Origin of the sequence: Paenibacillus sp. UNC451MF (assembly GCF_000686845.1) — a bacterium.
In the GTDB taxonomy this organism is placed as follows: domain Bacteria; phylum Bacillota; class Bacilli; order Paenibacillales; family NBRC-103111; genus Paenibacillus_S.
The window spans coordinates 166,247-185,838 of sequence record NZ_JMLS01000020.1; the positions used below are offsets into that span (position 1 = coordinate 166,247).

General features: G+C 43.3%; 17 protein-coding genes. 15 read left to right on the top strand and 2 right to left on the bottom strand.

The features are described 5' to 3' along the window. Positions 1–297: 297 nt before the first annotated feature. The 6 genes from tyrS to BP97_RS0120550 all read left to right on the top strand — a co-directional run bounded on the left by tyrS (position 298) and on the right by BP97_RS0120550 (position 7,369). Positions 298–1,563 (top strand): tyrosine--tRNA ligase, encoded by a 1,266-nt coding sequence (gene tyrS / locus BP97_RS0120520; RefSeq protein ID WP_028550782.1) that lies wholly within the window; start codon positions 298–300, stop codon positions 1,561–1,563. Between the two features lie 144 nt (positions 1,564–1,707). Next, entirely contained in the window at positions 1,708–2,382 is a 675-nt protein-coding gene (locus BP97_RS0120525; RefSeq protein WP_028550783.1) for an SIMPL domain-containing protein, read from the top strand. Positions 2,383–3,196: 814 nt separating this feature from the next. After that, a complete protein-coding gene (locus BP97_RS40265) occupies positions 3,197–3,358 on the top strand; it encodes a hypothetical protein (RefSeq protein WP_156043265.1) in 162 nt (53 codons plus the stop codon). Between the two features lie 213 nt (positions 3,359–3,571). Then, complete coding sequence (locus BP97_RS39010) at positions 3,572–5,959, top strand: substrate-binding domain-containing protein (protein ID WP_051620828.1); 2,388 nt, start codon at positions 3,572–3,574, stop codon at positions 5,957–5,959. 701 nt (positions 5,960–6,660) lie between these two features. Further along, positions 6,661–7,137 carry a DUF2975 domain-containing protein gene (locus BP97_RS0120545; protein WP_028550786.1) on the top strand — a complete coding sequence of 159 codons (477 nt, stop codon included), beginning with the start codon at positions 6,661–6,663 and terminating at the stop codon, positions 7,135–7,137. Between the two features lie 10 nt (positions 7,138–7,147). Then, positions 7,148–7,369: a helix-turn-helix domain-containing protein gene (locus tag BP97_RS0120550; protein ID WP_028550787.1), complete on the top strand. Its 222-nt coding sequence runs from the start codon at positions 7,148–7,150 to the stop codon at positions 7,367–7,369. A gap of 304 nt (positions 7,370–7,673) precedes the next feature. Here BP97_RS0120550 and BP97_RS0120555 read toward each other — a convergent pair whose 3' ends face one another. Beyond that, positions 7,674–8,414 (bottom strand): helix-turn-helix transcriptional regulator, encoded by a 741-nt coding sequence (locus BP97_RS0120555; RefSeq protein ID WP_028550788.1) that lies wholly within the window; start codon positions 8,412–8,414, stop codon positions 7,674–7,676. 243 nt (positions 8,415–8,657) lie between these two features. Between BP97_RS0120555 and BP97_RS0120560 the strand changes: the two genes are divergently transcribed. Both BP97_RS0120560 and BP97_RS37015 read left to right on the top strand, forming a co-directional pair. Then, complete coding sequence (locus BP97_RS0120560; protein ID WP_028550789.1) at positions 8,658–9,020, top strand: cupin domain-containing protein; 363 nt, start codon at positions 8,658–8,660, stop codon at positions 9,018–9,020. Between the two features lie 23 nt (positions 9,021–9,043). Then, positions 9,044–10,018, top strand: coding sequence for a Gfo/Idh/MocA family protein (locus BP97_RS37015; RefSeq protein WP_051620830.1), 975 nt, complete (start codon positions 9,044–9,046; stop codon positions 10,016–10,018). 402 nt (positions 10,019–10,420) lie between these two features. Here BP97_RS37015 and BP97_RS0120570 read toward each other — a convergent pair whose 3' ends face one another. Then, entirely contained in the window at positions 10,421–11,806 is a 1,386-nt protein-coding gene (locus BP97_RS0120570) for an MFS transporter (protein ID WP_028550790.1), read from the bottom strand. Positions 11,807–11,921: 115 nt separating this feature from the next. Here BP97_RS0120570 and BP97_RS0120575 point away from each other — a divergent pair, with 115 nt between their 5' ends. The 7 genes from BP97_RS0120575 to BP97_RS0120605 all read left to right on the top strand — a co-directional run bounded on the left by BP97_RS0120575 (position 11,922) and on the right by BP97_RS0120605 (position 19,344). After that, a complete protein-coding gene (locus BP97_RS0120575; RefSeq protein ID WP_028550791.1) occupies positions 11,922–12,809 on the top strand; it encodes a LysR family transcriptional regulator in 888 nt (295 codons plus the stop codon). Between the two features lie 194 nt (positions 12,810–13,003). Beyond that, positions 13,004–13,960, top strand: a complete 957-nt coding sequence (locus BP97_RS0120580) for a phosphotransferase family protein (RefSeq protein WP_028550792.1) — start codon at positions 13,004–13,006, stop codon at positions 13,958–13,960. A gap of 456 nt (positions 13,961–14,416) precedes the next feature. Beyond that, positions 14,417–14,746, top strand: coding sequence for a PadR family transcriptional regulator (locus tag BP97_RS0120585; RefSeq protein WP_028550793.1), 330 nt, complete (start codon positions 14,417–14,419; stop codon positions 14,744–14,746). 16 nt (positions 14,747–14,762) lie between these two features. Beyond that, complete coding sequence (locus BP97_RS0120590) at positions 14,763–15,629, top strand: pentapeptide repeat-containing protein (RefSeq protein WP_028550794.1); 867 nt, start codon at positions 14,763–14,765, stop codon at positions 15,627–15,629. A 28-nt stretch (positions 15,630–15,657) separates the two neighbouring features. Next, on the top strand, positions 15,658–16,887 hold the full coding sequence (locus BP97_RS0120595; RefSeq protein WP_028550795.1) for a serine hydrolase domain-containing protein: 1,230 nt from the start codon (positions 15,658–15,660) through the stop codon (positions 16,885–16,887). 614 nt (positions 16,888–17,501) lie between these two features. Then, a complete protein-coding gene (locus tag BP97_RS0120600) occupies positions 17,502–18,344 on the top strand; it encodes an alpha/beta fold macrolide esterase (protein WP_028550796.1) in 843 nt (280 codons plus the stop codon). A 343-nt stretch (positions 18,345–18,687) separates the two neighbouring features. Further along, positions 18,688–19,344: an SDR family NAD(P)-dependent oxidoreductase gene (locus tag BP97_RS0120605; protein WP_028550797.1), complete on the top strand. Its 657-nt coding sequence runs from the start codon at positions 18,688–18,690 to the stop codon at positions 19,342–19,344. The last annotated feature ends 248 nt before the right edge of the window (positions 19,345–19,592 follow it).

Genomic DNA, 19,592 nt, shown 5'->3' on the forward strand with positions numbered 1-19,592 from the left:
TTAATCTTGTATTAACCATAAGTGATAAGTTAAAATCGATGTATTAAAAAATTTGAAGGAGATCATAACCATGAATAGAATCATGATAAATCAACTTCATTATTACAAAAGGCGTTAGCACACCTGAAAAAATCAGGGTGGGCTACCGCTTCTCGCGTTGGCCTCCCTGCGACATATAGAGCGCGCAGGACCAAGAGGTCCGGCGCGTTTTTTATTTTAATAAGAAAGGATTGGCTAATGTGTAAATGTAAAAACCTAGATTGCTTTTATTTTGTTAAAAGATCAGGAGGACCTTAAATGGATAAAATGAAGCTGCTTTCGGAGGATCAAAAAAGAGAGGTTGAACGACAGTTGAGCGTCATCCGAAGAGGAATTGCTGAGATCATACCCGAGGATGTCCTCGAAAAAAAGATTTCAACCTCAGTTATATCGGGCAAACCTCTTAGGGTAAAGCTCGGGCTCGACCCTTCTGCACCCGATATTCATATTGGTCATACAGTGGTACTTCATAAGCTTAGACAATTTCAAGACTTGGGACACGAGGTGCAGTTGATCATTGGGGATTTTACCGGACGCATTGGGGACCCTACTGGGAAATCCGAGACAAGAAAACAATTGACCGAAGATGATGTTAAAAGAAACGCAGCAACCTACGAAAAGCAACTGTATAAAATACTTGACCCGAAAAGGACTAAGCTTCATTTTAATTCTAAATGGCTTGGAAAAATGAATTTCCAAGACGTACTAGAGCTATCAGCTAAAGTTACCGTTGCACGAATGGTAGAGCGCGATGACTTTTCAAAGCGGTACTCCAACAATCAGCCCATTCACCTCCACGAATTTTTTTATCCACTTATGCAAGGATATGATTCGGTGTCTCTTGAGAGCGATATTGAAATTGGTGGTACGGATCAAACCTTTAATATTTTGATGGGCAGAACATTACAAGGTGCATATGGATTTAAAGACAGTCAAGTGGCCGTCTTCTTGCCATTATTGGAGGGACTTGACGGAGTTCAAAAAATGAGCAAAAGTCTTGGTAACTACATCGGTATTGACGAATCTCCGAATGAAATCTTCGGTAAGACTATGTCCATCCCGGACGACTTAATGTTGAAATACTTTGAGCTTAGTACAAGCATTACAAATGAGGAACTTCTCAGGTTAAAAGAGGGCTTGAAAGAAGGGGATGTTCATCCTCGTGATGCTAAGATCCAACTTGCCAAACTATTTGTTCGCATGTACCACGGCGAGCAAGAAGGTGAACAAGCGGAACAACATTTTATAACTGTATTCCAGAAGGGATCCCTTCCTGAGCATATCGCTGAAATGTATGTGAGAAAAGACCTTTTAGAAGAAGGAAGGATTACAATAAGCAAGCTTCTTGTTACACTAGGATTTGCAACCTCAAATAGCGAAGCGAAACGCAGTGTCATTCAAGGGGCGGTTAAAATCAACGAAAGTAAGCTTATTAACCCTAATGATCGTGTGAAAATTCAAAGTGGTGACATTATTCAAGCAGGCAAAAGGAAGTTTGCCAAAATAGTTGTTGGCAAACAATAAGGGCTATGAAAACCCTCTTAAGATTTATGTGGGATCGATCTCCAGCCTTTGATCTCTCGAAGCTTAGTTCTTTCCGAAGATAGGAATCATGGACGAGGTTAATAAATACATTAGTTTAAGTAACGTATGAATGGGGGACGGCAAATGTACTATCAACCATGGTCTTCATATCCTCCGATCGCATCACCCACATTTCCCAAATGTCGTAATATGATAGAAGTCACGGGGGAAGGAACTGTTTCGGCAACTCCTAACAAAGCCATTATCGTTCTCGGCGTGATCACTGAGAATATAAGCCTGACAGTAGCTCAGAAAGAAAATGCAAATACTCTTAGTAATATCATCGATGCATTGTTAAACCTATCCATTCCGAAGGAGAACATTCAAACCACGCAATACAGCATCGACATCCAATATAACTATGAAGATGGCCATCAAATTTTTCGGGGATATAAAGTAACCCATTTGCTTCAACTAACAATTGACGAAATCGATCTGACTGGACTTATTGTGGATACGGCCGTCAAGGAAGGTGCCAACACTGTGTCGAACATTCAATTTACATTGGCGCACCCGGAAATTGCTTATATGAACGCATTATCAATTGCTATAAAAAATGGCCTATTCAAGGCAACTACCATAGCCAAAACATTAGGCGTGACGCTTCATCCGGCTCCTTGCCTTGTTCAAGAAATATTGCGTACACAAGAACCGATTCTATACTCTGCTACATCGTATAGCCCGAGTGTAGCAACGCCAATTCAGCCGGGTGAGTTGAAAATCTCCGCCTCGATAAAGGCTAATTTTACTTATTATTGATACAAAAATCGTTGTGAACCACCCTTGAGATTCTTGTTGGAGGCCTGAAGACTTATGACTTCAGGCGTTTTGTCTTCTCTAAATTGCGATATATTGAATTGAGAGCATGGGATAGGAACAATTTAAAACACTAATAAAAGTTATAGTACACTATGAAATAAGCTGCTCCTTTAAAAGGAGTGGCTTATTTCATAGATCGATTAGTCAAAAAACGATCAAGTAAGACAAAACCACCCAAGTAATCGACAAAACTTCCTATGTTCAAGCTCTTTCAAATTTTTTAGAATTAAATAATGAAGATTATTATGTGAATTATTTTTTGAGATGTTCTCATATCCTTTAAATTTTTGACAGGTGAGGGGGATATATATGGAAGAACAGGATCGTGAAATAAATACACCGAAAAAGGGAAATGAGTTTATATGGATAATAGGGTTTATATAGGAACTAGACTTTTGGAAAATAAATTATATTTGGCATCATCACTTAAAAAGGAAGACTTAATTTCAATTCTTTTGATCACTGATTCAGAGCATTTGGAAAGCGACTTATTGAAGCTATCGAATGATATGGGAAAACAGATTTATGGGGCTGATAAGAGATATGTTTAAACTCTTGAACGTATTTCGCTTATCCCTGGAAAAAACCAATGTACAGGCTACTTTCGAAAAGTAGCAAAGAATACTTGTTCGAAAATGGCCTGTGTCTCGAATCGAGAAGAGGGCACTTAAGAAGCTGTATCACGAGTTTAATAAGGCAAAGCGATAGTAGCACAGTTGAGAAAGTAAGCGTCCTTTACTGGGGCGCTTTTATTGTGTGTATACTTCAGAGAGGAGTCATAATAGGGCAGCTGTCCCGAGAGATGGCAGGCGAAAGCTTACCTTTAGTGCTCATGAAAAATTATATGGCTGCGGCAGCAACTGGGGAAACCTGCGAAGAACACGTAGTGACCTTGCCGCAAGGCTGTACTGAATAAATAAATAGTCTTTTGAAATAAAACAAATAAACAAAATTTCGTCTTGAGACGTATGATTCCGCAGGTACCTTAGCAGCTCCCTTTATAGAAATTATCTTGACAACGGTACCCAGATGTAGGTGATGAGCATTCATACAAAGGGCATAGAGGGATAAGGATCGGGATGGACAGTGTAAGGAAAAGCGTAATTTATCTAGAAGGAGAAAATGCAATATGAGCTTAAGCCGTTTTATCGGTGTGATCACACCTTATTTGGATGGAAGCTTTTACGGAGGCTTATTATACGAATTAAATCGAATAACCATAGAACGTGGATATAGACTCATCGTAATTAAAACTCCCAAAACGAACAATGATTACTCTATCCCGCTAGCTACCGTTCATGCGGCGGCGTGGATTGTTGTCGATTACCCCTTGAACGAATGTATTGTAAATGAACTTAAACGTCTAAAGCGACCGATTATAGGGATCAACCACGACTCCTTGCATTATCCTAGCATCCATTTTGCTAATGAGAAAGGGATGGAGATGGCTGTAGAACATCTCTTTCAACACGGACACCGTCGGATCGCATTTGTCGGAAATATGATGAACCGGGCAACAAATTCCAGATATTTTGGGTATGCAAACGCTTTCGATCGATTCGGGATAAAAATGGACCCTAACTTGCTGGTTCAAATTGGAACCGACGCTCAAGCAGGAGGGCATCTAGTGGCCGATCTCATTGTGAGCGGAGAACTCGACTGTACGGCTGTCGTTTCTAGTAACGATATAACGGCTATAGCCCTCATCGATCGGCTCCAAAAGGATGGATATCGAATACCTGAGGATCTAGCGGTCATGGGATATGATAATAATCCCTTATCGATGCATACGAAGCCGGCCGTTTCTACAATCAAGCCTCCGCTTGCGGAAGCGGCTAGACGGTCCATTGACGTTCTGGAAAAGGAGATGGCAACGGGGCGACTGCAAACGGATCGTGTCCAAATGAATATGACCCTTATAGCTAGAGGATCATGCGGTTGCCACTATGAGCCGGAGAGCTGGGATGGGGATCAAGGAAAGCTATTCCACCCCTACCAGTTATTAAATCAAAGTATGTCGGCCAATCGGACCATCCATTACTTATCTTATCGGGATGCTAAGAAGCTAAACAACTTGTCATGGATGCACTCTTTGCAATGCATATGGGGGTGCTACGGCCAATGGTTCAATGAATCTTCAGCGCGGGAGAGAATGTATGTCAAACACTATTATGCTAAGGACGAGTTGACTGCTCCAACAGGTGAAATACAATGCTCTCCTATGGAATTCCCTCCGATTCATTGTATACCTGAGGAATTACTCGCCGACCCCACAAATATCATATCCATTCATCCGATAATTCCCAATGAACGGGATTGGGGAGTCATGGCTATGCTCCATCCGGTCGATGAAAGCTGGTCCTATTTCAAAAGCGATACGATAACCTATTCATTACACAGATTGGCAACCGCATGGGAAAAAGAAGACCTTCTTGCTCAGCTTCGAAAAACGAATCATTTGTTAGAAACCGTTTCAAAAGCTGCCATGGATGCAATCTTTGAATGGTCTGTCGAGGAAAAACGGTTTTTATGGTCCGAGCGGGCAAATGAGTTTTTTCAATGTCCACCGGTGACGGAGGCGGATTTGCTCTCCTTCGTTCACATGGAAGATAGGGCGGCTGTACAAGCGGCGTTATTTGACCAAACCCAGATGGAGCAGCCCGTTCGGTTAGAATACCGAATAAAGCAGCCCGATGGCAATTATTTATGGGTTGAGTGCAATGGGCAAGTGATACGTGATATGGAAGAGCTGAGGGTTCGTCTGATAGGTTCCATAAGGGATATCAGTGAAAGAAAGAGCGCGGAGGAGCTGTTGAGAAGATCAGAAAAGCTGTCTGTTATTGGCCAGCTTGCAGCCGGAGTCGCTCACGAAATCAGGAATCCCCTAACCTGCCTAAAGGGATTCACACAGCTCTTGAAGACCAGATATCAAGAGCAATTTCCTTATATTGAAGTTATGGAAAGCGAATTAGATCGGATTAACTTTATCGTTACAGAGTTCATGTCACTTGCAAAGCCGCATCTTACCCACTTCAGTCTCAAAGATATAGCGCAAATCATCACCAGCGTTGTGTCCATTTTGGAGACACAAGCGATTCTTACTGGGGTGCACATCGTAACACAATTTGAGACTGCACTTCCCCCTATACTTTGCGAAGAGAATCAATTGAAGCAGCTCTTTGTGAATCTCTTGAAAAATGCCATCGAGGCAATGCCTCAGGAGGGGAATGTTTATGTAGATGTTGCTTTGGCGAGTTCAACCGCTTTATGCATACAGATCAAGGATGAGGGGCACGGAATTGCGTCTGAGATCATAGAGAAGGTAGGAGAGCCATTTTTTACAACAAAAGAAAAGGGTACGGGGCTAGGCCTCATGATCTCTCATCGAATCGTAGAGGCTCATGGAGGCACGATGAAAATAGATAGCAGTGGTTCGGGGACGATTGTAGAAATAATTTTACCGCTCTATGGGTCTTCACAACTATCCGAGTCTTCACCATCGCTCGTATATCAATAGCATCAGTCCATATGCCATACTTTACTGAATCCGCCGTCGACGTTGAATAATTCAAGCAGCGAATGGTTCCCGAATTTGTGAGCATTCGCTTTTTGGTTTTATATCGTTTGTAAACATAAGGCTTGGTTAAAGGACCGCATTGCGGTGCAAACAGCACGGACAGAGGCTGCCACTAGATGGTCTACACAACGGATATAAGGTTCCGGTTAATATGCTAAAAGGGGAACTATAGTTGAATGTTTAAGTGGTGGTCTTCGATCTATGTATACATTGGTGTAATTTGGGCAATAATATTCTTTATTGCGTAAAAAGAGAAGCTAGAAATAAACCTGTTTACCGGATAATGTTCGTAATTAAAAAAAATCCTAAATGGAATTGAAAATTGAATGAAGTATTGCCTGCAATATGTTTAATTTCTCCTTTCGAATAAGACGCAAGAATGAAGAAGCTGTGTTCATTGATACAGCTTCTTTTTTGTTATGTCTGATAGATGAAATTAAGGTTAGTGGAACAAGTTATAAATTGAATTTATAAGTTATAAAGCATTTCTTTGTAATGAGGAATGCCTATTTAACTTTATTTTAAATCAAAAGGATATTTATATAGCAATAATAATAAAATAAAATTCAATAATTATTTATTGTAAAACGATAAATTAAATATTATAATCAAATTGACAATAAATAAGTGAGGTGCTCTTTATGAAACAAGGTTCAACACTCTTTTTAAAGATAGCTGTTATTCTTATTGGAACTCCAGTTCTTGCTTTGTGTATATTGGGGTTGCCTTGGTTAGTTAATAATCCAGTAAATCCAGATTATGCCCATATACTATATCCCATTATTGTAGGTGTGTATGTATCAGCGATACCGTTTTACATTGCATTGTATAAGGCTTTTAGACTTTTAAGTTATATTGACAAGAACAAAGCTTTCTCACAAATTTCTGTTGAAGCTTTAAAGAATATAAAATATTTTGCGATCACAATCAGTAGCTTGTATGTGGTAATGATGCCATTTATCTACCTAGTAGCAGAGAAAGACGATGCCCCAGGTCTCATAATAATCGGAATGGTCCCTATCTTTGCTTCAATGGTAATCGCAGTATTCGCTGCTGTTCTTCAAAGACTTTTACAAGAAGCGATAGATATAAAATCGGAAAATGACTTAACTGTCTGAGGTGATAGCAATGGCCATTATAATCAATATTGATGTGATGCTGGCAAAAAGGAAAATGAGCGTAACAGAACTCTCGGAGAGGGTTGGAATAACAATGGCTAACCTTTCTATATTGAAAAATGGAAAGGCAAAAGCAATCAGGCTTTCGACTTTAGAGGCAATTTGTAAGGCTTTAGAATGTCAGCCCGGAGATATTCTAGAATACAATAGTGACGAAGACACTCAAGATTAAACGACAATCGAGCGTATTGAACGAACGGGGAACAATGCAATATCAAGGGGCTACCGCATGGTAGCCCTTCGTTCTATTTGCGGGATTTTATCGATTTTTCATAAATAATTATCGTATTTTTACATTTACAATCCAATTTGTCAAGAATATGATTAATTTATCGAAAATGCATTTTTAAATCATCAATAATTATTAAAAGGAGTTGCTTTATTAAAAAACAGATTTTATCGACAACAAGTCATAAGGGACTCCAAAAATGCCATTACGGCTTGCAATCGATGAAACGTCCCAAAGATATTATGATCTAAATACGGAATTTTCTTGGAGACAAGCCTGTTTTTGATTGAAAAAAGCGAGAAAAATTATATATATCAGAAAAACCGCAAGCGCTCGCAATGTCCGTGATACTGAGGGTAGACATACGCAACAGTGTTTTGGCAGTTTCCAGTCTGCAACGCTGCAGATAAGCGTAGGGTGTAACGCCGCGTTCCTGTTTAAAGATGCGTATAAAATGATCAGTCGTTAAAGAAAAATTGTGGGCGATTTCGCTTATATCATATTGCTTCTGGGGATGTTGTTGAAACATGCGGCATAGTTCATCCATTTTTATTGAATACGCCCCAGTGGCTGTTCGCGGTTTATTTTGAAATTCCATAATAAGCGCTTGCAGCCATATTTCCATTTGTGACAAGTTATTTCTTTCTTCGGCTAAACAAAAGCGATTGAAAAGCTCTAATACAAAATGATATTGATCAAAATGGCGATGCTCTGGCAAGCCACACAAGATATCCGGATTACGCAAAGAAAAATCTATATAACGAACATCGAGACTGGCGTGATCATTTTGATGGGCATTAACCGCCTTCTTATAATCGATAAGGAAAACATCACCAACACTTAATTTGTAGCAATTATTGCCTAGCCTAATTTGACCGTTTCCACCCCAAACGCTCCACAAGGTAAACCCTGGATGACAACCGACAGGAACATTCCATTTCCATTCGGGAACACAGTGCTTCCCGTAATGCATAGATGAGATATCCATATGCTTCACTCCAGTTACAGTATATCGATTTTTCATAAAGGACTATTGAATTTTTACATTTAAAAACCTGTTTGTCAAGCATCCAAGAGGAGCTCGTGAACAGTTGGCACAGAGACAAAAAGACGGATCAGCCCTATGAAAAAAAACGAATTATTCAAGAAGTAACTTATTCTGGCGTATGCTTTTTTGTCAGCTTCGCGCCCGTTTAGTTTACATAAAAAATGAAAGAAGGAGTGGTTTTAAATGAGAACTTATCGTTTACAACAGTTAGCCGATGTTACGGAAGGACATATTTTGAAAGACATTATGCCGGGGGATTACATCTCTTACGGCGGACTTGCCTTCGAGAAGCAGGGCGCGCGCGCTCATACGAACGACGGTCCGGGAGGCATCGACTATCATGTACACGAAGATTGCGAAGCATTCCTCATCCTGCAGGGCAAAGGTGAGGTTGAAATCAACAAAGAGCACTTTTACCCAGTAAGGACGGGGGATGTGGTCATTATAGAGCCGGGTGAGGACCATCATCTTATTTCAAGCGTAGAAGATCCTATTGTCGTAGTATGGTGTCACGCCGGACCGTCCCGAAACAAAAATCAACTATAAAGAAGCGAAGAGAGGTGAGCAAAATGAAGGCGGTTCTAGTCGGTTTAGGAAACTTCGGTTCAGGTTGGTATAAGAGGCTGAGACGTCATGCTGGTGTGCAGGCGTTATGCGTTGTTGAAGCAAACGTTCAGCTTCGGGAAACGATCGATCCGGAGACCCCGTTTTATTCATCGTTGGAAGATGCGATCATCAACGAGCGCCCTGATTTCGTTATTAACGTTACACCACCTCACATTCACACAGCGATTAACGAGATCGCATTCGCACATGGCCTGCCTGTGCTCTGCGAGAAGCCGATTTCGAACGATATTACGGATGCGCAATATATTGTCGGTCAGGCCGAATTGAAAAACGTCCCGTTCATGATTTCCGAGAATTACCGTTTCTTCGCCCCAGTACTGAAGGCGAAGGAACTACTAGACAGCGGCGTCATCGGACACTTATCATCGGTACACATCGAATTCGACCGCTATCATGTTGTACCCGTTCCTTATTTCGGTCGGCTGGCAAACGGACTGCTGGAAGATGTCACGATTCATCATTTCGATATGATCCGTTATTTTACCGGTCAGGAACCAGTGAAAGTGTTCGCTATGAACAGCAAACCACCCGGAAGCTGGACAGAGGAGACGACGATTCACCTTAGCGCATGGATGGAGCTTGACGGGGGGACGGTTGTGGATTATCACGGCAACATGATGGCCAAGGGAAAAATGACCGAATGGTATGGCGATTGGCGTTTCGAAGGAGCGGAAGGTGCGATAACGATAACGAGCAACAGAGTACAGCTTATGAAGGAAGGAATCGACGAAGAAGTGTACACCTTCAACGGGGTAGGAAACATGTTGTCGCTCGATGAATTTCTGGCTGCTTTGAAGGAAAAGCGTGAGCCAAGACCAAGCGGAAGAGACTATTTGAAGTCGCAAAGCTTAGTGCATGCTGCTGCCGTATCGTCGAGAATGGGTAAAATGATTTCCGTGGAAGAAGCATTAAAGTAAACCCAGTAGAACAATATTTTGAACCATGGCTGTGCCTCATAAGTTATCACCAACATAGTAATTGTAGTCACAATATAAAATTGTGTAGTGGGCCAACCCTCCGTAGTTTTTCACAACTGAGAGTTGGCCTTCTTTCTCCTTAACGAAGCAAAAAGACCGATTTTAGGCTTATACTTGCCACTAAACTCGATCTTTTTGTTCTTTGAACACTTGAGCCTATTGTTAAGGCGCCTAGCTCAAGGTATAACACTTAGAACTGTGCATTTGCTGACACAGCCATATCTATTTAGCTCCACTTAAAATGGATAGGGTTATGAGTCTTTTGTATTCTGAGCAGTAATTTAGATTTTCTCAAACTGCAAGGGTGTTAGTTCAGAACCCTGATTATCAAGCTTGGCGAGCCTACGACTCTTGCAATTGCCCTGACTCCTTGTGCCGCAGACTCATGAAAACCAAAGATAATGCAATTACCGTGAGGATAATCCCCAGCAATCGAAATCCCCCAAAGCTGAACTTACCTCCCATTACGATGCCTAGCAACAATGAAGAGAGAATGGTTCCCATGTATCTTGATGTATTAAATAATCCAGATGCTACACCGATTATTTCTTTTGGCGAGCTTTTGAACAAGGCAGCTTGCATTCCGACATTGTTCAACCCGTTACTAATACCAAATGCTGCTAACGCCAAACACACACTTATAACCGGTGACATCTGATTCAACGTCACGATCCACACTGAACCAGATGTCATCAGCATTCCGGACACGAGCAATGCTGGTCGAGGACCGGATTTATCGATCCATCGTCCTGCCAGTGGAGAAGTAACTAGTGAGCATAAGCCTAAACTTAGCATTAGAATCCCTGTATGGAATTCGCTGACATGTCGCACCATTTGCAAGTAGGACGGAAGCCCGAAAAAGAGCGAGTAAAAAAGTATGTTAACGAGCATGAACTGGACATTGACCCAAGTCATTGCAGGATATTTGGCGAATGTTCGCAAAGGTATAAAGGGTGACGTCACTTTTAGCTCATGTCGTACGAAAGCACCCAGTGTAACGAGGCCTATTAGCCCGACAATGACATATCCTAATGAGGCATGTCCAGATGATGTTTCTGACATTAACCCAACGAGCAGGGCAACCAGACCCACTGTGAAGAGTAAGATCCCTGAAGCATCAATCATCTCATACCATTTACGAAAGGACATGTTGGATGCAACGGATGATGGCGATTCGTCTTTAGGAATAGTCCTCCAAGCTAAAAAAAAGCTCGCAACCACGAATGGAATATTGACGAAAAAGATAGCAGGCCAATCCCACCATTGAATCAACACCCCGCCAACGAAGGGGCCAATTGCTGCTGCTCCGGAAAGGAATATGGACAAAACAGACAGTGCAGTCGCTTGTTTCTCCGTAATATAGATTCGCACAATAGCCATTCCGACCGCAACAATCATGCTTGTTCCGATCGATTGCACAATGCGGAACACGATGAGCCACCCAAAGTTTGGTGATAGTGGAGCGAATAATGATGAAATGAAGGCTACAACAAGCCCGGTAATAAATATCTTTCGGCGACCGAATAAATCGCTGGCCCTTCCCATGACTGGTTGAGCGATAGCACTCGCAATGTAGAAAGAAAAAATAATCCAAGAAACACCTGTAAAGTCAAGTTGGTATACATTTTGAAGCCTTGCAATTGCTATAGAAATCATCGAAGAATTTAATGGGTTCAAGAGTATCCCCAGTCCAACGGAAATCATCAGCCACCTACTGCGAGCATTCATATTTAGCCCCCCCACTAATTTGTCTTGATTTCATCGTACTTGAAACCGATTATTTATTCCAATGCATTTCATGTTATAATTCCATTGATTCGAAGGAATGAGTGGAGGGTGCGATATGGAACTTCTTCAACTGCAATATTTTCTTACGGTAGCTAGATTGGAACATGTGACCGAAGCTGCACGAAGTTTGCACGTTACTCAATCGTCACTAAGCAAAACGATTCAACGCTTGGAGGAGGATCTAGGGGTTCCTTTATTCGATCGAATAGGGCGGAAGCTACGGTTGAATGAGTTCGGAAGTAGATTCCTTCGCCGTGCAGAAAGGGCTTTATTTGAGTTGGAACAGGGGAAGCAGGAGCTTAGTGATTTATCCAGCCCCGAGCATGGCAAACTTGAACTGGCGGTGAATACCGCAAGCATGTTACCCAATATCCTTCGAGAGTTTCGGAAAAAGCAGCCTTATATCCAATTTCATGTACAAATGCTGACCACGCAGGAAATGGTTATGCATCTTCATAGAGGAGAGGTTGATTTCTGCTTGTCCTCACCTCCTATAGAAGGAGATGACATTGAATGTCATATCGTGTTTATCGACCCAATCCTTGTAGCAGTGCCAAAGGGGCATCGGCTGGCAGACCGAAGCAGCGTATCCTTGACAGAACTAAGCGATGAATGGTTTGTCGGAGTAAAGAGAGGCTATGGTACTCGAGATTTAGTCGACTCGGTATGCAAAACGGTTGGATTTGAGCCTAAATATGTGTATGAGGGGGATGAACCTGCAAGGATAAGCTCTCTTGTGGAAGCGGAAATCGGTATAGCCTTCATTCCAAGTACGGCAAGGTATTCACGCGAACATATCAAATATCTCCAAGTAGATAATGACGAACTGGTACGGGAGATAGCTTTATTATGGCATAAGAGTCGGTACATTTCACGGGCTGCTCTGGAGTTCCGTGAGGTCGTCGTAGAATATTTCGAGAAGATATCCAAACAGACAATTTAATCCCAACTATAAGCGAAATAAAATTTGTGACCAGACCAAGCGTATGGGTAAAGAGTATCGAGATTTCCACACAAATGAGCATGAAATTACCTTTTTAGATTTTGGAAATAAAGTTTCGTTATAGACAAACTATCTAAGGCCTTTTTGTAGCCGTTTATGTATGATAACTGTAACTCCAAATTTAGGAAGGATACATGTTATTGAAAAAAAATGATGCACCTCCTATTGATCTGGTCGAACAAATTGCAAACGAAAGCCTCAATAAGACAGTGAAAACGATAGAAAGAGAATTAAGTGGCGGTTCTACCTATGTTTATCGTCTACAATTCGAAGATGATACCTTGTATCTCCGAATTCTCCCAGAAGAAGATTGGAGTTTTGCGGCGGAAGTACAAGTCCATTCTTTGTTGCGCGAAAGAGGCGTCCTAGTTCCCAAGGTGACTTTCTTTGCCTCCCATCCTCGAATCTTGGGAATGTCTTTCATGATTGTCGAAGAAATACACGGAGCCAATGTTATAAATTGTGGCTCAAAAGACATGTATGACAACATACTAATGCAGGCAGGAAAACAAATTGCGGTTATCAATCAGGTGAGAGTGGACGGGTTTAGTTGGGTTAAAAGAGATAATGATGAAAGTGGAGTACCTCTGCGAGGAGAGAAAATTTCGCTGCATGATTATCTCTATGAATTTCTTGACAAATATTTGGTTGTATTATCCCAGAACGGGTTTAATCAGATGGAGATCTCCCAAATCAAGAGCCTATTAAATACGGGAACTGCTTTAATGGGAAGACACGAACCCTGTTTAGCCCACGGCGATTTTGACGATTCCCATATTTTCTCTCATAATGGTGCATTCACGGGGATCATTGACTTTGGCGAGATTCAAGGAAGCAGTCCGCTGTATGATTTAGGGCATTTCAAGCTGCATGATGGTCAATATGATCCAAATCGTCAAGGCTTTCGTTCCTTGGCAATGGGATATAACGAAGTCAGAGAACTCTCGCATGATGACCAGTTGGAGATTGACCTCTGGGCATTATGGATCGGTGTCAGAAGATTGGGAAGAGTGAGAAAATGGTGCCGTTATCATGATCATTTACTTAAAACGGTAAAGATTGAAATGGAGTTGCTCGGTAACAAATTATAGCTCTATTAAGTAGGAGCTATCCCATTTGACCATTCTGGAACACCCTAATTCCAATACAATAAAATACTGATTGGCCATTGAAGTGAGGAGCTTGCAGCAACGCAGCTCCTCTTTCTAATTGAAGTAACTGGCAGGATAGTTGAAACTTAAAAACACTTCGTTGTTGTATTTGCGGACTACACGGATATTCGACATAAGCCGCAGATATACCCCGAGTTGCGCCTGGTGGTAGACCACGTGGCTTAATCTGAAGGCGCGGAGTGATCGCCCGCGGCTAAAATAAAGAGCAGGAAAGTTGATTTATGACGTTGGCATAAATATACTCCCTAGGAACTGCGCTCTGCGCGGTTTTTTTATTATGGATGCACAAATTATTTTAGATAGCGTAATATAATAAAAACAGTACCATGACAGACACAGTAATGTGTCTTATCATACAGTTATGGAGGAGATTGTATGAGCGAGAACAAGATCACATCCGACCTGCTGCGCGGACATACGGATACGATGATTTTACGGCTCTTGTCCGAAGCTGATCGTTACGGTTACGAGATTATCAAGCTGATTGCCGAGCGTTCGGACGGCGAGTATGAACTAAAGGAAGCCACGATGTACTCCAGCTTCCGGCGGCTTGAAGCAGACGGCGACATCGAGTGGTATTGGGGCGATGAATCACAGGGCGGACGGCGCAAATATTTTAGGATTACCGAAAAGGGCAAGAACACTTACGACCGCAACAAAAGCAATTGGGAGTATGCAAAACGCGTGTTAGAAAACTTAGTATAAGGAGAGATTTGATATGATGAATCCCAAATTGACGGATTATCTGAACAGCGTTTTTACGCCATACGATGGGGTAATAAGCGTCTCCGAATTAAAGGCCGACCTGCTTACCGATTTGCAAGAACGATACCGTGAACTCAGAGCGGAGGGCAAGGACGATGAAACAGCGTTTAAGATGACCATTGAGAGTATCGGCGACATCGAGCAAACGATTCTGGAGGTCGCCAACCTCTCCCGCTCGCTGGAACGGCAAGTACTGACAAACTTTAATGGAAGCAACCTGTCGGAAAGCGACTTTGCAGGCGTTACGGCCCATAAAGGACAGTTTAAAGGCAGCGCGCTGCACGGTTCCAACTTTTCGGGCGCAGATTTGACCGGCAGTTCGTTTAAGGCCAGTGACGTGCGCGAAGCCAATTTTGACGGCGCGAATCTGACGGACTGCAGCCTATACGCCCTTGACCTGACAAATGCAAGCTTCAATAAGACGATCCTTGTACGAACCAATTTCAGCAAGTCGGGGCTTGACGGAGCCAAATTCACAGGCGTAAGACTAACCGACGTGACGTTAACGCTGACCGATCTTAGAAAAACGATTTTTGAAGGTTGTTTATTTGATGGAGTTGACTTCAAATACACCGATCTGACCGGGCAATGTTTTGACGGACAGACGTTTATCGGCGTAAAGTTTGACAAAGCGGCCTTAACCAAAGTCTCATTCAGGGGGGCTACATTTCAAAATGTTTCTTTCCAGCCTGGGTTTACTCTCACTAATAAGTACTATCGTATGATCAAAACCATCTGCTTTGACGGCGCAACGATGGATAAACTGACCTATGTGCTGCTCAAAGGCATGGGTGCCGATTTGTCCAAGGTTACGGTTCGATAAGGAGGGAAGCCAAATGAAAAAGGATACCATGGGACAAAGCAACAGCGGCTTCTCCAAAACAGGGCTGCACAGAATGCGCGACGTGCTGGCACGGCATGTCGAGTCCGGGAAGATTCCTGGGCTCGTGGCCCTGGTCAGCCGGTACGGTGAGACGCACGTCGAAGCGATCGGTACGATGCGCCATGACGGTGGTGCGCCGATGCGCCGGGACACGATCTTCCGGATGGCGTCCACTTCCAAGCCGGTCGCGGTCGCGCCGGTGATGATCCTGCTCGACGAGTGCAGGCTGCGGCTCGACGACCTGGTAGAGCCGTGGCTGCCCGAACTCGCCGATCGGCGGGTGCTGAAACGGGCCGACGGCCCGCTGGACGACACCGTGCCGGCGCAGCGGCCGATCACTGTACGGGACCTGTTGACCTCCACGTTCGGGCTCGGCATGGATATGACGTCGCTGGGCACTCCGATCATGAACGCGATCTTCGAGCAGGGGCTTACACCCGATCTACCCGAGCCGATGCCTGAGCCGGATGTGTGGATGCGCCGCCTTGGCACACTTCCGCTGATGTACCAGCCCGGAGAGCGCTGGCAGTACCACATAAGCAACGATCTACTCGGCGTGCTCGTCGCCAGAATCACGGGCCAGTCGTTTGGTACATTCCTGCGCGAACGCATCTTCGACCCTCTGGGCATGAAGGACACAGGTTTCCACGTGCCCTCCGACAAGATCGATCGGCTGCCGCCCCTCTACGCCCCCAACCCGCAGACCGGAGAGTTCATCGTGTGGGACGAGGCCAAAGGGGGACGCCACAGCCAGACTCCGGCGTTTCAGGGCGGCGGAGGCGGACTTTCCTCCACCGTCGACGACTACCACGCCTACTTCCAGATGCTGCTGAATCACGGGATGCACGGGACTGAACGGATCCTGTCCCGGCCCGCCGTCCAGCTGATGACCACCAACCGCCTCACGCCCGAGCAGCAAGCCGCCCGAAACGCCATGGCCAGCAACAACGTCCATGTGTCATTCGGTCAAGGGCAGCACGGCGGCTGGGGATTCGGAATGGCGGTGCGCACCTACCGTGGTGACTACGCGTCCATAGGCCAATTCGGCTGGGACGGCGGAAGCGGCACCTCGACCTACGCCGACCCGGACAACCAGCTCACCGGAATCCTGCTCACCCAGGTCGGGATGTCAACCCCAGATTCATCGCGGCTTATCCACGACTTCTGGACCACGGTCTATCAGGCAATCGAAGACTAATACCGAGCCCCGCGGTTCGTCGTTCGTTAAAAAAAAGGCCGGTGAATTTCATCGGCCTTTTTGGGGCAGAACCAGGACGTGACGAGGCTGCTTTTATTAAGTTAACGGGTACTTCAGCTTCAAAACGATAGGAAGGCAGCCGGTCAGATGAACTGCACCCCAATTGTTAGACATGACTAATATTGGAGTTAGCTTGAAGAAAATCTCCAAGTGTTGACATGGAAAAACATCCTATGTTAGCATTAATTTAACTGATACGAACGGAGGGGTTACGTGTGTTAAACTAATTCTTCGATATTCTTTGCACAATAAATTCAATAGTGGTTTAAGGCTATTTTGTGTGCATAGTAATCGAAGAATGGTTTACCTTCACTGTAACCTAGTTAAGTTGTATGCGATTGGGGACAGGGGGGAACTCTATCCTCATGTCGCATAGACTGGATTTGAGGAATATGTATTGAACCCTTTTGTGATCTATCCAGTGACTGGACTGCGAGTCTATCATAAGGTAGTCATCTTATTGCGTTCATTCTCAAATTCTTTTTCGATTACTGTATGCACAGGCCAATAGCCTGTGTTTTTTTATTTTGTATATAAACATTGGAGGAATTCATATGAACGAACGATTAATAAAAGTAGATGGAATTAAACTATGTACAGACAGTTTCGGAAAACCAGTTAACCCGGCTATTTTGCTGATTATGGGTGCCCAATCCTCAATGATTTGGTGGGAAGAAGAATTCTGCCAGCGTTTAGCAGATGCAGGGCGTTTTGTCATTCGTTATGATAACCGCGATGTTGGACGTTCAACAACTTACGAACCTGGTCAACCGGGTTATACTTTCGAAGACATGGCAGATGATGCCGTTAGAGTATTGGATGCTTATAAGATTGAGCAAGCGAATATCGTAGGCATGTCCATGGGCGGTATGTTGACTCAAATGATAGCTCTGCGGCATCCGGAGAGAGTTCTAACCATTACCCTCCTAGCAACGTCCAATTTTGCTCCGCATCTCCCCCCGATGGAGGAAAGGATTATGCATTTTTTCTCGAATATGGGAGTTATAGATTGGACTAACAAACAATCGGTAGCCGAATTTGCTATGGATAGATCAAGAATCCTAGTAGGTTCAAAGCATCTTTTTAATGAGAAAAAAGTTGGCATTTTGGCTCAAAAAGAATTTGCAAGAAGTAACAGTATGGCCAGCATGAGTAATCACGCCTTGCTGACAGGTGGAGAATCCTATCTAGTTAGGACGAGTGAAATAAATGTACCCACTCTGATTGTACACGGTACTGAAGATCCCATTATCCCTTATGAACATGGAACAAATCTTGCTAACGAAATTCCGGGTGCGGTTTTACTGACATTGGAGGGTACTGGGCATGAACTTCATTGTGATGATTGGGATTTAATAATCGATTCTATTTCAAAGCACACTTCAATTCCAAATTAGTTCAGCTCCCTAACGGGAAGTAATATACTTTCCTCGAATCCGATTGAACATGAATTTTTATCCGAGAGCATTCCGGCTGTAATTCAAAACTAAAACTATTGCAAAAATATCTTAATAAAGACAGTTTCTTGTTGAGCTAACGAGTACTATACTTAATAAATAACCAAGACGCGGCTTCCGGAATGGATTGGCAGCCGTGTTACGAACGGGCAGGATTCGTCAACAACTACGCCGCATAACTGACGTAGTTGTTGACGAATCTTCTTTATTTCAGTAATGTTAGAAATATAGAAATACCATAATTATCTAATAAACAAATATTTTAAAGAAAGGCGTGATAAGGATGAGCCATAAACCATTGTTAGTCATCGTCGGTTCTGGACCAGGAGTAAGCGCCGGTATAGCCAAGAAATTCGGAAGCAATGGCTTCCGCGTGGTTCTTATATCAAGAACCAAACCATCACTGGAACGCAGCTTGGAAGATCTTCATCAGGTGCATATTGAATCGTATGGAATTACTGCAGATGCATCAGATCCAAATTCATTAAAAACAGCCTTTAAACAGATAAGAAGCATATATGGAGTTACCAATGTTTTGGTATATAATGCGGCACACATCGTTCCAGGAGATCCTCTTTCGTTAACCGAGAAGCAACTTATTGAAGATTTTAAGGTGAACACTGTTGGTGCGTTGACCAGCGCTCAACAAGTAATTCCGGATATGGTTGAACGTAAACAGGGGACGCTCTTTTTCACCGGGGGCGGTATTGCGCTGGCTCCAAATCCGCTTTATACCTCATTATCCATTGGCAAAGCCGGGATCCGCTCGCTTGCTCTTTCAATGGCCGAGACATTGTCTCCTTACGGAATTTATGTTGGTCAGGTTCTAATCGCTGATCATGTCCAAAAGGGGACGTATTACGATCCGGATCGGATAGCCGATGTGTATTGGGAATTATTTATGAAAAAGAACCAGAGGGAATATTTGTATAGGGAATGAGTGTTGACGGGCACGTTTTCAACTAAACATTCCTGTATAGCCTAAGAAATGGGCTTTGTCAAAAAAGGAGCGCCTCGGTATGATGGGTTTGTCCACGGGATCGAAACCCAACACCATCAAGGAGGCGCTCTTGTTATGAAGTTTAAGCAATAGGGATTCGAAAAACTGCAACAGTGGATTGAAGGACTACTAAAAAAACATCGCTTAAAGGACATAATAATTGGAATGGAGCCGACAGGACACTATTG

Excerpts from the sequence above, each read along its gene's own strand:
- BP97_RS0120585 (WP_028550793.1), top strand. The coding sequence starts at position 14,417 with ATGAGCGAGAACAAGATCACATCCGACCTGCTGCGCGGACATACGGAT.
- BP97_RS37015 (WP_051620830.1), top strand. The coding sequence starts at position 9,044 with ATGAAGGCGGTTCTAGTCGGTTTAGGAAACTTCGGTTCAGGTTGGTAT.
- BP97_RS0120560 (WP_028550789.1), top strand. The coding sequence starts at position 8,658 with ATGAGAACTTATCGTTTACAACAGTTAGCCGATGTTACGGAAGGACAT.
- BP97_RS0120605 (WP_028550797.1), top strand. The coding sequence starts at position 18,688 with ATGAGCCATAAACCATTGTTAGTCATCGTCGGTTCTGGACCAGGAGTA.
- BP97_RS39010 (WP_051620828.1), top strand. The coding sequence starts at position 3,572 with ATGAGCTTAAGCCGTTTTATCGGTGTGATCACACCTTATTTGGATGGA.
- BP97_RS0120580 (WP_028550792.1), top strand. The coding sequence starts at position 13,004 with ATGTTATTGAAAAAAAATGATGCACCTCCTATTGATCTGGTCGAACAA.
- BP97_RS0120600 (WP_028550796.1), top strand. The coding sequence starts at position 17,502 with ATGAACGAACGATTAATAAAAGTAGATGGAATTAAACTATGTACAGAC.
- BP97_RS0120570 (WP_028550790.1), bottom strand. The coding sequence starts at position 11,806 with ATGAATGCTCGCAGTAGGTGGCTGATGATTTCCGTTGGACTGGGGATA.
- BP97_RS0120575 (WP_028550791.1), top strand. The coding sequence starts at position 11,922 with ATGGAACTTCTTCAACTGCAATATTTTCTTACGGTAGCTAGATTGGAA.
- BP97_RS0120555 (WP_028550788.1), bottom strand. The coding sequence starts at position 8,414 with ATGGATATCTCATCTATGCATTACGGGAAGCACTGTGTTCCCGAATGG.
- BP97_RS0120590 (WP_028550794.1), top strand. The coding sequence starts at position 14,763 with ATGAATCCCAAATTGACGGATTATCTGAACAGCGTTTTTACGCCATAC.
- BP97_RS0120525 (WP_028550783.1), top strand. The coding sequence starts at position 1,708 with ATGTACTATCAACCATGGTCTTCATATCCTCCGATCGCATCACCCACA.
- BP97_RS0120595 (WP_028550795.1), top strand. The coding sequence starts at position 15,658 with ATGGGACAAAGCAACAGCGGCTTCTCCAAAACAGGGCTGCACAGAATG.
- BP97_RS0120545 (WP_028550786.1), top strand. The coding sequence starts at position 6,661 with ATGAAACAAGGTTCAACACTCTTTTTAAAGATAGCTGTTATTCTTATT.
- BP97_RS0120550 (WP_028550787.1), top strand. The coding sequence starts at position 7,148 with ATGGCCATTATAATCAATATTGATGTGATGCTGGCAAAAAGGAAAATG.
- tyrS (WP_028550782.1), top strand. The coding sequence starts at position 298 with ATGGATAAAATGAAGCTGCTTTCGGAGGATCAAAAAAGAGAGGTTGAA.